Source organism: Curtobacterium sp. MCLR17_055, from assembly GCF_003234305.1.
Taxonomy (GTDB): Bacteria; Actinomycetota; Actinomycetes; order Actinomycetales; family Microbacteriaceae; genus Curtobacterium; species Curtobacterium flaccumfaciens.
This window is the reverse complement of sequence record NZ_QKSX01000006.1, coordinates 43,580-56,461: the sequence shown is the minus strand read 5'-3', so window position 1 is coordinate 56,461 and position 12,882 is coordinate 43,580. Positions and strand designations below refer to the sequence as shown.

Sequence of the window (12,882 nt, the reverse complement as noted above, 5' to 3'; positions counted from 1 at the left end):
CGCCCGTCACCGGTGTGCGACGGGAACTCCGCACACAGCCGGCAAGTTGACGCGAGACCACGAACGTCGCACCGTGATCAGCCTGTTCGGGAATGCAATTCCGGATGTTTTCCGGAAAAGGGGTTGCGCTCCGAATTGCGGTGCCGATAGTGTTCACTCGTCGCGAACGGTCGAACATTCGACCCGGACGACTCCGCCAGCTCGAGACCGAAAGGGGGCCGACCATGATGATCTCAACGACCACTCCGTTCCGTGGAATCCGTGGACGCGTCGGTACCCCGTTCCGCGTCCGCTGACCCGGAGCGTCCCACTCTCCTGACACCTGTGCCTCCGGGCACCGTGCGCTGAGCCGATCAGGCTCGCGCAGCACCGGTTCGTTCGTCTGCTGAACGGTTCGTCGACTCGTCGATGCGTGCCGTCCGATCTGCGCGGACGACGCCGGAAGAATGTCGGTGGACAGTGCGACGCTCTCGGTGTCGACGAGCATTCCGCGATCGTTGTCCGAACATTTCCGGACCATCCCGGAGTGCATTCTCACGCATTCATTTCCTGCTGCCCGCAACCCGGGCGGATTCGTCCTGCCCGACACCCGGGCAGCTCTGCCGTGCCCTGAAGGGGAACACCGTGTCCACGAAGACCACCACCCGTCCACCCGATACCCGCGCGGTGCGCCGTCGGGTCTCACTCGCCGACCGCATCGCACTCCGAGTCGGGATGTCGCTCATCATCTGGAGCCGACGCACCCGCAAGGAGCGGCCCGAGGTCGACCTCGCCACGCTGGCCCGCATGGAGCGCGAACGCCAGCAGCGCGAGGCCGACTGGATCACCCAGGGCGCCGCCATGCGGATGTGGCGCTGACCCGCGGCGCTGCGGCGCCGGCGCCGGCGCTGTCGTCGGCGTCAAGCAGGCACGCACGCACCGTGCGTCGTTCCGAAGCCCGTGCGGACTGAACGGCTCGGTGCGAGGAAACAACCTCGCACCGAGCCACCTTCGGCGAATCGTCCGGCGGAACCCGCACCGTGCCGCGATCGGCCGGCCCCGCACGAGGCGACCACCCTCGCACCGTGCGCCGACGTGTCGGACGCGCCCCGGGCCTCCCGTACCGTTGGCGGGTGACCGAAACCGCAGCTGCACTCGTCGAACGCCTCACCGCCCTCGTACCGGACTTCCCGAAGCCGGGGGTGCTCTTCCGTGACGTGACGCCGGTGTTCTCGGACGCCGTCGCGTTCGGCCGCGTGTGCGAAGCACTCGCGGCACCGTTCGCGGTCGGAGCCGGGTTCGACGCGGTCGCCGGCATCGAGGCCCGCGGCTTCGCGCTGGCCGGGGGCATCGCCGCCCAGCACCAGGTCGGCGTGCTCACCGTGCGCAAGGCGGGCAAGCTCCCCGGCGAGGTCCTCAGCGAGCAGTACGCCCTGGAGTACGGCGAGGCCGAACTCGAACTGCGCCCCGGCCAGTTGCCGGCCGGCACGCGGGTGCTCGTCGTCGACGACGTCCTGGCCACCGGGGGGACCGGCGCTGCGACCATCACCCTGCTCGAACGCGCCGGGTACCAGGCCATCGGGTTCGCCGCCCTGCTCGAGCTCGACGGCCTGAACGGGCGCGAGCGTCTCGAGCCGCGCCTGCCCGTCGCGACGCTCGGCGCCGTCCCGGCCTGAGCGCGGGCGATCGCCCCGTCGGGGCGGCCATTCGTTCTCTCCACAGGCGCATCCCGTGCGTCCGCACGCGAGCACGTCTCGCACTAGTCTTGACGCACCATTTCGATCGAGGAGTCCCATCATCGTGACCGAGTCAGTCGCACCCGCGCCCGCCGAGCTTCCCCAGGCACCCGAGCCCCGGACCGCGACGACGACCACGACCGGCACCGAGCTCTTCGACGGTGAGCGCGGCGTCGTCGCGATCCGCGTCGACGGCGTCCTGAAGGACCTCGCGGCGGACGTGCAGGCCGGCGAGACCGCCGAGGCCGTCACCCTGCAGGAGCAGGACGGGCTCGACATCCTCCGGCATTCGGCCGCCCACGTGCTGGCGCAGGCCGTGCAGCAGATCAACCCGGACGCCAAGCTCGGCATCGGGCCGCCCGTCACCGACGGCTTCTACTACGACTTCGACGTCGCCGAGCCCTTCACCCCCGAAGACCTCAAGGTGATCGAGAAGGGCATGGACCGCATCGTCAAGCAGGCCCAGCGCTTCCGTCGCGTGGTCGTCACCGACGAGCAGGCACGCGAGCTGATGGCGGGGGAGCCCTACAAGCAGGAGCTCATCGGCCTCAAGGGTGCAGCGTCCGACGGTGACTCCGGCGAGAGCGTCGAGGTCGGTGCCGGCGAGCTCACCGTGTACGAGAACGTCGACCCGAAGTCGGGCGAGGTGCTCTGGCAGGACCTCTGCCGCGGCCCGCACGTCCCGCACACCCGCTGGATCGGCAACGCCGCCAAGCTCATGCGCGTCGCCGCCGCGTACTGGCGCGGCTCCGAGAAGAACCCGCAGCTGCAGCGCATCTACGGCACCGCCTGGCCCGACAAGGACCAGCTCAAGGCGTACCTGGTGCGCCTCGAGGAAGCCGCCAAGCGCGACCACCGCAAGCTCGGCGCCGAACTCGACCTGTTCTCGTTCCCCGACGAGATCGGTTCCGGCCTGGCGATCTTCCACCCGAAGGGCGGCATCATCCGCCGCGAGATGGAGGACTACTCGCGCCGTCGGCACGAGGAGAACGGCTACTCGTTCGTCTACACGCCCCACATCACCAAGGGCGACCTGTTCGAGACCTCCGGGCACCTCGGCTGGTACAAGGACGGCATGTTCCCGGCCATGCACATGGACGAGGCGAAGGACGAGGACGGCAACGTCACCCGGCAGGGCGCCGACTACTACCTCAAGCCGATGAACTGCCCGATGCACATCCTGGCGTACCGGTCGCAGCCCCGCTCCTACCGCGACCTGCCGCTCCGGATGTTCGAGTTCGGCACGGTGTACCGCAACGAGAAGTCCGGCGTCATCCACGGCCTCACCCGCGTGCGCGGCCTGACCCAGGACGACGCGCACATCTTCACCACGCAGGAGAAGATGAAGGAGGAGCTGACCACGACCCTCGCGTTCGTGCTCTCGCTGCTGCGCGACTACGGCCTCGACGACTTCTACCTCGAGCTGTCGACGAAGGACCCGGAGAAGTACGTCGGTGACGACGAGGTCTGGGACGTCGCGACGGAGACCCTGCGCCAGGTCGCCGAGGAGTCCGGCCTCGAGCTGGTGCCGGACCCCGCCGGCGCCGCGTTCTACGGCCCGAAGATCTCCGTGCAGGCCCGCGACGCCATCGGCCGCACCTGGCAGATGTCGACCGTGCAGCTCGACTTCAACCTGCCCGAGCGCTTCGGCATCGACTACACCGCGGCCGACGGCTCGCGCCAGCGTCCGGTGATGATCCACCGCGCGCTGTTCGGCTCGATCGAGCGCTTCTTCGGGGTCCTCACCGAGCACTACGCGGGCGCGTTCCCGGCGTGGCTGTCGCCCGTCCAGGTCGTCGGCATCCCGGTCGCGGCCGAGTACGGCGACTACCTCGACGAGGTCATCGCGAAGCTCCGTGCCCACGGCGTCCGCGCCGAGGTCGACCACTCGGACGACCGCATGCAGAAGAAGATCCGCACGCACACCAAGGCGAAGGTGCCGTTCCAGCTCATCGCCGGTGGCGACGACCGCGATGCCGGCGCCGTCAGCTTCCGCTTCCGCGACGGCCGCCAGGACAACGCGGTGCCCGTCGACGAGGCCGTGGACCGCATCCTCACCGCGATCCGCGAGCGCACGCAGGTCTGATGGCCCTCCCAGGAGGCCCGGAGCAGGCCGCGGGGACCGGTCACGTCGACGACGTGGCCGGTCCCACCGCCGCCGCGGGCTCCGAAGGCGCGGACACCGATCCGCTGGTGATCCGCGACGCGGCCACGGGCGCAGCCGTACCGGACGCGTTCCAGCGGCTCTGGAACCCGCACCGGATGGCCTACATCGACGCCGGCCGCGAAGGCCGGGGACGCGGGCACGACGACGACTGCCCGTTCTGCGAAGCCCCGCGGAAGTCCGACGAGGACGCCCTGATCGTGGCCCGGGGCGAGCACGCATACGTGCTGCTCAACCTGTTCCCGTACAACAACGGGCACCTGCTGGTCTGCCCGTACCGCCACGTCCCGCTCTACGACGAGGCCACGCCGGACGAGCTGCGCGAGATCGGCGAGCTGACCCAGACCGCGATGCGGGTGCTGCGCGAGGTCTCGCACTGCGACGGCTTCAACATCGGCATGAACCAGGGCGAGGTCGCCGGTGCCGGCGTGGCCGCACACCTGCACCAGCACATCGTCCCGCGGTGGCAGTCGGACGCGAACTTCTTCCCGATCATCGCCCGGACGAAGTCCATGTCGCAGTTGCTCGGCGAGACCCGTCGACTCGTCGCCGACGGGTGGCCCCGGGCGCACTAGACTGGTCGGCATCATGAGCGACAGCACCAGCACCTCCGGCACCCCTGGCACCTCGATCACCGGCTCCGACCGCGTCAAGCGCGGACTCGCCGAGATGCTCAAGGGCGGCGTGATCATGGACGTCGTCGACGCCGAGCAGGCCCGCATCGCGGAAGAAGCCGGTGCGACCGCCGTCATGGCCCTCGAGCGCGTCCCCGCCGACATCCGTGCGCAGGGCGGCGTCGCCCGCATGTCCGACCCCTCGATGATCGAGGAGATCATCGCCGCGGTGTCGATCCCCGTCATGGCGAAGGCCCGCATCGGCCACTTCGTCGAGGCGCAGGTGCTGCAGGAGCTCGGTGTCGACTACATCGACGAGTCCGAGGTGCTGTCGCCGGCCGACTACCTCAACCACATCGACAAGTGGAAGTTCACCACCCCGTTCGTCTGCGGTGCCACCAACCTGGGCGAGGCGCTCCGTCGCATCACCGAGGGCGCGGCCATGATCCGTTCCAAGGGCGAGGCCGGCACGGGCGACGTGTCCGAGGCCACCAAGCACATCCGCACCATCACCAAGGAGATCGCGGCGCTCCGCAACCTGCGTGACGACGAGCTCTACGTCGCCGCCAAGGAGCTCCAGGCCCCGATCGACGTCGTGCAGGAAGTCGCCCGCACCGGCAAGCTCCCCGTCGTCCTCTTCACCGCCGGTGGTGTCGCCACCCCGGCCGACGCCGCGATGATGATGCAGCTCGGCGCCGACGGTGTCTTCGTCGGTTCCGGCATCTTCAAGTCCGGCGACCCGGCAGCGCGTGCCGCCGCGATCGTCAAGGCGACGACCTTCCACGACGACCCCAAGGTCATCGCCGAGGTCTCCCGTGGTCTGGGCGAGGCGATGGTCGGCATCAACGTCGCCGACGTCCCCGCACCGCACCGCCTCGCCGAGCGTGGCTGGTAGTCCGACGAGCGGCGCTCGGCCCCGCATCGGGGTCCTGGCGCTGCAGGGTGACTTCCGCGAGCACATCGCCTCGCTGACCGAGCTCGGCGCCGACGTGGTGCCGCTCCGTCGCCCCGAGGAGATCGAGACCCTCGACGGCGTCGTGATCCCCGGGGGCGAGTCGAGCGTGATGGACAAGCTGTCCCGCGCGTTCGGCGTCGCCGAGCCCCTCGCCGACGCGATCCGCGGTGGCCTGCCCACCTACGGCACCTGCGCTGGCATGATCATGCTGTCGTCGCGGATCACCGACGGCATCAGCGGCCAGCAGACCCTCGACGTGCTCGACACCACCGTGCGCCGCAACGCGTTCGGTGCGCAGAACGACTCGTTCGAGATCGACATCCCGATGCCCGACCTCGGCGAGGCCCCGGTGCACGCCGTGTTCATCCGGGCCCCCGTCGTGGAGCAGTGCGGCGACGACGTCCACGTCCTCGGCGCACTGCCCGACGGCCAGGTCGTCGCCGTGCAGCAGGGCAACGTCATCGCGAGTGCGTTCCACCCCGAGGTCGCCGGCGAGGACCGCTTCCACCGCCGGTTCCTCGACCTGGTGCGCAGCGCCTGAGGCGTGACCGTCCACCCGCCGCACCGACGGGACGGAAGCCGCGCCGCGCCTCCAGGCCGGTGTTCGGCCCAGAGGGCCGCTAAACTGAGCGGGACTTTCCGCAAGACGCAAGGAGAACCGTGTCCGGGCATTCCAAGTGGGCAACGACCAAGCACAAGAAGGCGGTCATCGACCAGCGCCGTGCCAAGTCGTTCGCCAAGCTGATCAAGAACATCGAGGTCGCCGCGAAGATGGGCGGCGCCGACATGTCCGGCAACCCGACCCTGGTCGACGCCGTGCAGAAGGCGAAGAAGACCTCGGTCCCCAACGACAACATCGACCGCGCCGTCAAGCGCGGTGCCGGTCTCACCGGGGAGACCATCGAGTACACGACGATCATGTACGAGGGCTACGGCCCCAACGGCGTCGCGATGCTCATCGAGTGCCTCACGGACAACAAGAACCGTGCTGCGGCCGAGGTCCGGACGGCGATGTCGCGCAACGGCGGCACCATGGCCGACCCGGGCAGTGTCGCCTACAACTTCTCGCGCAAGGGCGTCATCTCGGTCACGAAGACCGACGGCCTCGACGAGGACACCGTGATGACCGCGGTGCTGGACGCCGGTGTCGAGGACGTCATCGACCAGGGTGGCGGCTTCGAGATCATCACCGAGGCGAGCGACCTGGTCGCCGCCCGCACCGCCCTGCAGGACGCCGGCATCGACTACGACTCAGCCGACGCCGAGTTCGTCCCCGGCCTCAAGGTCCCGGTCGACGCCGAGACCGCCCGCAAGGTGTTCCGCCTGATCGACGCGCTCGAGGACTCGGACGACGTGCAGAACGTCTACTCGAACTTCGACATCCCCGCGGACGTCCAGGCCGAGCTCGACGAGGACGAGGGCGAGTAACCGTGCTCCGTGTGCTCGGGGTGGACCCCGGGCTCACCCGGTGCGGCGTCGGCGTCGTCGAGGTCGCACCGAACCGGCGCGCACGGCTCGTCCACGTGACGGTCGTGCGCACCCCGCCGGACATGCCGCTCGAACAGCGGCTGCTCCGCATCGCCGACGGCATCGCCGCCGAGATCGACGAGCACCGCCCGGATGCGGTCGCCGTCGAGCGGGTGTTCGCGCAGGCGAACGTCCGCACCGTGATGGGGACCGCGCAGGCGGCCGGCCTGGCGCTGCACGCCGCGGCCGCCCGCGGCCTGCCCGTCGGCCTGCACACCCCGTCCGAGGTCAAGGCCGCCGTCACCGGCTACGGCAACGCCGACAAGCGTCAGGTGCAGACCATGATCGCGCGCGTTCTCGGTCTCGACGAGGCCCCGAAGCCGGCCGACGCCGCCGACGCGCTCGCGTTGGCCGTGTGCCATGCCTGGAGGCTCGGATCACCCGACGCCGCCGGCTCGCGTGCCACGAACCTCACGCCGGCACAGCGTGCCTGGCGGGACGCCCAGGGCGGTACCGTCGATTCGCCGCTGGCCCGCGCGGCCGCCGCCGCGGCCCGCCCGCAGCGTGGCAGGTCGGCGTCGTCGGTGGGCGGCCCTAGGCTCGGAGCATGATCGCGAGTCTCCGGGGCACCTGCATCGACATCGCCGGTTCGGCCGTGGTGATCGAGGTCGGGGGAGTCGGGTACGCCGTCACCGTGACCCCCGCGCACGCGCTGACGATGGGCCACGGTTCCGAGGTGTTCGTGCGGACCGCCATGATCGTGCGCGAGGACGAGCACCTGCTCTTCGGGTTCGAGTCGACCGACGCGCTGCAGGTGTTCGACCTGCTCCGCGGGGTCTCCGGCGTCGGCCCGAAGTCCGCGATGGGCGTCCTGGCCCACATGGACCCGGCGCAGATCGCGAACGCCGTCGCGAACGAGGACGACGGTGCCTTCCGCAAGGTCTCCGGCATCGGCCCGAAGACCGCCAAGCTCATCATCGTCGCGCTCTCCGGCAAGCTCGTGGCCTTCGAGCAGGCAGCCGTGGTCGCGGCAGCACGGGGGACCGCAGTGCACCCCGCCGCGGTCGACGTCGTCTCGGCGCTCATCGGCCTCGGCTGGCGCGAGGACGCGGCACAGTCCGCGGTCGACGACGCCGTCGCCAACGAGCCCGGTGCCGCCGCGATGGGCACCCAGGCCCTGCTCCGTGCCGCCCTCGGCGCACTCCGACCCGCGGCAGCCGGCCGGTGAGCGGCATCACGTCCGCCGGCGCCGAGTCGCAGGAGGAACTCGCGTTCGAAGGCGCGCTCCGCCCCCGCTCGCTCGACGAGTTCGTCGGGCAGCGCAAGGTGCGCGGGCAGCTCGACCTGCTCCTCAAGGCCGCAGGCATGCAGGAGCGCACGCCCGACCACATCCTGATGGCGGGTCCTCCCGGCCTCGGCAAGACCACGCTCGCGATGATCGTCGCGCACGAGACCGGCCGGCCGCTGCGCATGTCGAGCGGGCCGGCGATCCAGCACGCCGGTGACCTCGCCGCCGTGCTGTCGTCCCTGGTCCCGGGCGAAGTGCTGTTCATCGACGAGATCCACCGCATGGCCCGCTCGGCAGAAGAGATGCTCTACCTGGCGATGGAGGACTTCCGCATCGACGTGATGGTGGGCAAGGGTGCGGGTGCCACGAGCATCCCGCTCGACCTCGCACCGTTCACGCTCGTCGGCGCCACCACCCGGGCCGGCCTGCTGCCGAACCCGCTGCGCGACCGCTTCGGGTTCACCGCCCACCTCGAGTTCTACGAGAAGGACGAGCTCGAGCAGGTCCTGATCCGTGCGGCCCACCTGCTCGAACTCGACATCGACCGGACCGCCCTGCGCGAGATCGCCGGACGCTCCCGGGGCACCCCGCGCATCGCGAACCGCCTGCTCCGCCGGGTGCGCGACTACGCCCTCGTGCACCGCACCACCGACGGCATGGCCGCTGTCCAGGGTGCACTCGACCTGTACGACGTCGACGAACTCGGGCTCGACCGGCTCGACCGGGCCGTGGTCGAGATCATGCTGACCCGGTTCGACGGGGGCCCGGTCGGTCTGAACACCCTCGCCGTCTCCGTCGGCGAGGAATCCGAGACGATCGAGTCGGTCGTCGAACCGTTCCTCGTCCGGGTCGGTCTCGTGACGCGCACGCCCCGTGGGCGCATCGCCACACCACGTGCGTGGCGGCACCTCGGCCTCACCCCGGGACAGGCCGACGGCGGGCAGCCGGGGCTCTTCGACGACCAGGACACCGACGACTGAACGCCGATCAGTCGAGTGACATGCCACGGACACCGGCGTGCCCTAGACTGCTACGGCCCGAAACCGAGCAACCAGAGAAGGCAACGCATCATGGGTCAAGAAGTCATCCTCATCGTCATCGTCGTGGCGTTCGCGGCCTTCATGTTCTACAACAGCCGCAAGCGCAAGAAGCAGCAGGCCGAACTCGTGGACAAGATGGTCCCGGGCGCCAAGGTCATGCTGTCCTTCGGCCTCTACGGCACGCTCCTCTCCGTGAACGAGGAGAAGGTCACCGCTGACGTCGAGGTCGCACCGGGGACCATCGTCACCGTGCACCGCCAGACCCTGTCGCGCGTCGTCGACGACAACGCGTCCGACGTCGAGACCACCACGACCACCGAGGACGAGCCGAAGCCGGTGGCCGAGCTCAACGGTGAGCCGGTCTACGGCGAGCGTGTCGACACCGACCGCGTCGACGAGACCGACGTCACGAAGCGCAAGTCCGACGACTGACGCCCTCGGCCGCCGGGTCGTCTGACCCGGCGGCTTCCCTCTGCCGTCGCACGGTGTGCCGACGGTCCTGAACAGAAAGACGAGACGACCGGTGGCACGATCGACACCCGTCAAGAAGGCGCTGCGCTCGCTCACCTGGTTGGTGATCCTGATGGCGATCCTCGCCGGCGTGAACACCGCCGCGTCGATCCTCGCCGGCTCTTCGAAGGACGACACCGACAAGTGGTACCAGGGCGCGAGCTGGGTGCCCGAGCTGGCTCTGGACCTGCAGGGCGGCACGCAGCTGACCCTCGCGGCGCAGAACACCGAGGGCGACTCCGTCACCTCGCAGCAGCTGCAGCAGGCGGTGAACATCATCCGCCAGCGCATCGACGCCACCGGTGTCTCCGAGTCCGAGATCAACACCCAGGGCGCGAACAACATCGTCGTCTCGATCCCGGGTCGCCCCGACAAGGCCACGATCGACCGCATCGAGGCCGCAGCCAAGCTGACCTTCCGCCCGGTGCTCTTCACCGAGGCCGCGACGAACTCCGCCGTCGGTGACGACGGCAAGGGCACCGCATCGGCCACGCCGTACTCGCCGCCGGCCTCGCTCGCCGCGACGCCGAGCGCGAAGCCGACGAACGCGAGCGACCTGAACTGGGTCACGCCGAAGTTGCAGGACCTGTACACCAACTACAACTGCGCGGCTCCGGACGACGTCACCACGGCGCCCGACGACGAGCCCCTGGTCACGTGTGACCAGGACGGCGCGGGGAAGTACATCCTCGGTCCGGTCGAGGTCTCAGGTGCCGACATCAGCAACGCTACCTCGGGTCTCGCCACCGACTCGCAGGGCACGTCGACGGGCCAGTGGGCCGTCAACCTGACGTTCAACGGCGAGGGCTCGAAGGACTTCCGCACCGTCACGAACCGTCTCGTCTCGCTCCAGCAGCCGCAGAACCAGTTCGCGATCGTGCTCGACGGTTCGGTCATCACCGCACCGACGACGAACTCCGCGATCACGAACGGCAAGGCGCAGATCACCGGCTCGTTCACGGCCGAGTCGTCGAAGACCCTGGCGGACCAGCTCAAGTACGGTGCGCTGCCGATCAACTTCCAGGTGCAGTCGAACGAGAACATCTCCGCGACGCTCGGCACCGCGCAGCTCATCGGTGGCCTCGTCGCCGGCCTGATCGGTCTGATCCTGGTGATCATCTACTCGGTCATCCAGTACCGGGCCCTGGCGTTCGTCACCGTGCTGTCGCTCGGGATCGCCGCCGTGCTCACCTACCTGGTGATCGCGATCATGTCGTGGCGCGTCGACTACCGCCTCTCGTTGGCGGGTGTGGCGGGTCTCATCGTCGCCATCGGCATCACGGCGGACTCGTTCATCGTCTACTTCGAGCGCATCCGTGACGAACTCCGTGACGGCCGTGCCCTCGAGAGCGCGGTCGAGTCCGGCTGGAAGCGTGCCCTCCGCACGATCCTGGCGTCGGACGCGGTGAACTTCCTCGCCGCCGTGACGCTCTACGTGCTCGCGGTCGCCGACGTGAAGGGATTCGCGTTCACGCTGCTCCTCACGACCCTCATCGACATCGTGGTGGTCGCGCTCTTCACCCACCCGATGATGCAGCTCATCGCCCGCAGCCGGTTCTTCGGCGAGGGGCACCGGTTCAGCGGTCTCGACCCGGCAGCACTCGGTGCCGTCTACCGGGGGCGCGCACAGTTCCGCGCACCCGTCGTGGACGGCAAGCGCCAGCGCAGTGCCGGTGAGGCACAGCGCCGACAGACGATCGCGGAGCGGAAGGCCCAGCAGGCCTCCGGCGACAACGGCTCGACGCCGGACGGGAAGGACGACTGATGGCCAGCTTCAGCCAGTTCGGCAGCGACCTCTACACGGGGAAGCGGTCGTACGACATCATCGGGCGCCGGAAGACCTGGTACCTCATCGCCCTCGCGATGATCCTGATCTCCCTGGTCACCCCGTGGCTCCGTGGCGGGTACCAGCTCGGCATCGAGTTCACCGGCGGCTCGGAGTTCACGATCTCCGACGTCAAGACGCTCGACCAGAACATCGCCACCGAGACCGTCGAGGACGTCGTCCCGGAGTCGATCCCGCGCGTCTCGCAGCTCGGCACGCACGGCATCCGGGTCCAGACCGGGCAGCTCACCGACCGGCAGACGACCGAGGTGCAGGACGCCCTGGCGAAGGCCTACGACGTCCCGGAGAGCCAGGTCGCCGCGACCTTCATCGGCGCGACGTGGGGTGCCGACGTGCTCGCGCAGGCCATCCGTGGTCTCGTGATCTTCCTCGCCCTCGCCGCGGTCTTCATGACGCTGTACTTCCGCACCTGGAAGATGTCGCTGTCCGCGATGGCGGCGCTGCTGCACGACCTGCTCATCACGGCCGGTGTGTACGGCATCGTCGGGCTCGAGGTCACGCCCGCGGCGGTCATCGGCTTCCTGACGATCCTCGGGTACTCGCTCTACGACACCGTGGTGGTCTTCGACAAGGTGCGTGAGAACACCGCGCAGGAGTCGATCCGGACGTTCAAGCAGTCGGTCAACCTCGCGGTCAACCAGACCCTCGTCCGATCGATCAACACCTCGGTCGTGGCACTGCTGCCGGTCGCGGCGATCCTCTTCATCGGGTCGTACGTGCTCGGCGCCGGTACGCTGCGCGACATCTCGCTCGCACTGTTCATCGGCATCATCGTCGGCACCTACTCGACGATCTTCATCGCGTCGCCGATGTACGCGCAGCTGCGCGAGAACGAGCCGAAGATCAAGGAGTCGGACGCCAAGAAGACCGCGGCGGCCGAGAAGCGCCGGCGTGAGGTCGACGCAGCGGAGGCGAACGTCTGATGCCCATCGAGATCCAGGAGATCGACGTCGCCGAGGCCCAGCGCCGCATCGACGCCGGAGCCCGCCTGTTCGACGTCCGTGAGCAGGGGGAGTGGGACGAGGTCCACGCTCCCCAAGCCACGCTCGTGCCGATGTCGGAGTTCGTGGACCGCTGGCAGGAGATCGACGGCGGCGACCAGCCGGCCATCATCGTCTGCCACTCCGGCGGCCGTTCGTCGCGCATCGTCGCGGCGCTCGAGCAGTCGGGTGTCCCGGCCGTCAACCTCTCCGGCGGCATGCTCGCCTGGGAGCAGGCGGGGGCCCCGGTGGAGCGCGACGCCCAGGGCGAACCGCGTCACGGGCACTGACCGGGGACGCGTA

At 69.5% G+C, this 12,882-nt stretch carries 14 protein-coding genes; all 14 read left to right on the top strand.

The features are described from left to right. Nucleotides 1-624 precede the first annotated feature (624 nt). Nucleotides 625-858 carry a hypothetical protein gene (locus DEJ09_RS06785; protein WP_138803336.1) on the top strand — a complete coding sequence of 78 codons (234 nt, stop codon included), beginning with the start codon at nt 625-627 and terminating at the stop codon, nt 856-858. 254 nt (nt 859-1,112) lie between these two features. Further along, entirely contained in the window at nt 1,113-1,655 is a 543-nt protein-coding gene (locus DEJ09_RS06780) for an adenine phosphoribosyltransferase (RefSeq protein WP_017887364.1), read from the top strand. Nucleotides 1,656-1,779: 124 nt separating this feature from the next. After that, nucleotides 1,780-3,801, top strand: coding sequence for a threonine--tRNA ligase (thrS, locus tag DEJ09_RS06775; RefSeq protein ID WP_111088007.1), 2,022 nt, complete (start codon nt 1,780-1,782; stop codon nt 3,799-3,801). Beyond that, nucleotides 3,801-4,454: an HIT domain-containing protein gene (locus tag DEJ09_RS06770; RefSeq protein ID WP_258370604.1), complete on the top strand. Its 654-nt coding sequence runs from the start codon at nt 3,801-3,803 to the stop codon at nt 4,452-4,454. Before thrS ends, DEJ09_RS06770 begins: the two co-directional genes overlap by 1 nt. A gap of 13 nt (nt 4,455-4,467) precedes the next feature. After that, nucleotides 4,468-5,388: a pyridoxal 5'-phosphate synthase lyase subunit PdxS gene (gene pdxS / locus DEJ09_RS06765; RefSeq protein ID WP_071403847.1), complete on the top strand. Its 921-nt coding sequence runs from the start codon at nt 4,468-4,470 to the stop codon at nt 5,386-5,388. Then, nucleotides 5,378-5,989, top strand: a complete 612-nt coding sequence (pdxT, locus tag DEJ09_RS06760; RefSeq protein ID WP_111088006.1) for a pyridoxal 5'-phosphate synthase glutaminase subunit PdxT — start codon at nt 5,378-5,380, stop codon at nt 5,987-5,989. Before pdxS ends, pdxT begins: the two co-directional genes overlap by 11 nt. Before the next feature lie 119 nt (nt 5,990-6,108). Continuing rightward, the gene (locus tag DEJ09_RS06755; RefSeq protein ID WP_017887357.1) at nt 6,109-6,876 is read left to right on the top strand and encodes a YebC/PmpR family DNA-binding transcriptional regulator; all 768 of its coding nucleotides are present in this window, start codon (nt 6,109-6,111) and stop codon (nt 6,874-6,876) included. A gap of 2 nt (nt 6,877-6,878) precedes the next feature. Beyond that, nucleotides 6,879-7,526 (top strand): crossover junction endodeoxyribonuclease RuvC, encoded by a 648-nt coding sequence (gene ruvC, locus DEJ09_RS06750; protein ID WP_071403845.1) that lies wholly within the window; start codon nt 6,879-6,881, stop codon nt 7,524-7,526. Then, nucleotides 7,523-8,143 carry a Holliday junction branch migration protein RuvA gene (gene ruvA, locus DEJ09_RS06745; protein WP_111088005.1) on the top strand — a complete coding sequence of 207 codons (621 nt, stop codon included), beginning with the start codon at nt 7,523-7,525 and terminating at the stop codon, nt 8,141-8,143. The genes ruvC and ruvA overlap by 4 nt, the downstream gene beginning before the upstream one ends. Beyond that, nucleotides 8,140-9,183 (top strand): Holliday junction branch migration DNA helicase RuvB, encoded by a 1,044-nt coding sequence (ruvB, locus tag DEJ09_RS06740; RefSeq protein WP_071403843.1) that lies wholly within the window; start codon nt 8,140-8,142, stop codon nt 9,181-9,183. Before ruvA ends, ruvB begins: the two co-directional genes overlap by 4 nt. 90 nt (nt 9,184-9,273) lie before the next feature. Continuing rightward, nucleotides 9,274-9,675, top strand: coding sequence for a preprotein translocase subunit YajC (gene yajC / locus DEJ09_RS06735; RefSeq protein ID WP_111088004.1), 402 nt, complete (start codon nt 9,274-9,276; stop codon nt 9,673-9,675). A gap of 91 nt (nt 9,676-9,766) precedes the next feature. Then, on the top strand, nt 9,767-11,518 hold the full coding sequence (gene secD / locus DEJ09_RS06730) for a protein translocase subunit SecD (RefSeq protein WP_110860016.1): 1,752 nt from the start codon (nt 9,767-9,769) through the stop codon (nt 11,516-11,518). After that, nucleotides 11,518-12,522, top strand: coding sequence for a protein translocase subunit SecF (gene secF, locus DEJ09_RS06725; RefSeq protein ID WP_071403841.1), 1,005 nt, complete (start codon nt 11,518-11,520; stop codon nt 12,520-12,522). The genes secD and secF overlap by 1 nt, the downstream gene beginning before the upstream one ends. Beyond that, nucleotides 12,522-12,869 (top strand): rhodanese-like domain-containing protein, encoded by a 348-nt coding sequence (locus tag DEJ09_RS06720; RefSeq protein WP_071403840.1) that lies wholly within the window; start codon nt 12,522-12,524, stop codon nt 12,867-12,869. The genes secF and DEJ09_RS06720 overlap by 1 nt, the downstream gene beginning before the upstream one ends. Nucleotides 12,870-12,882: the final 13 nt, after the last annotated feature.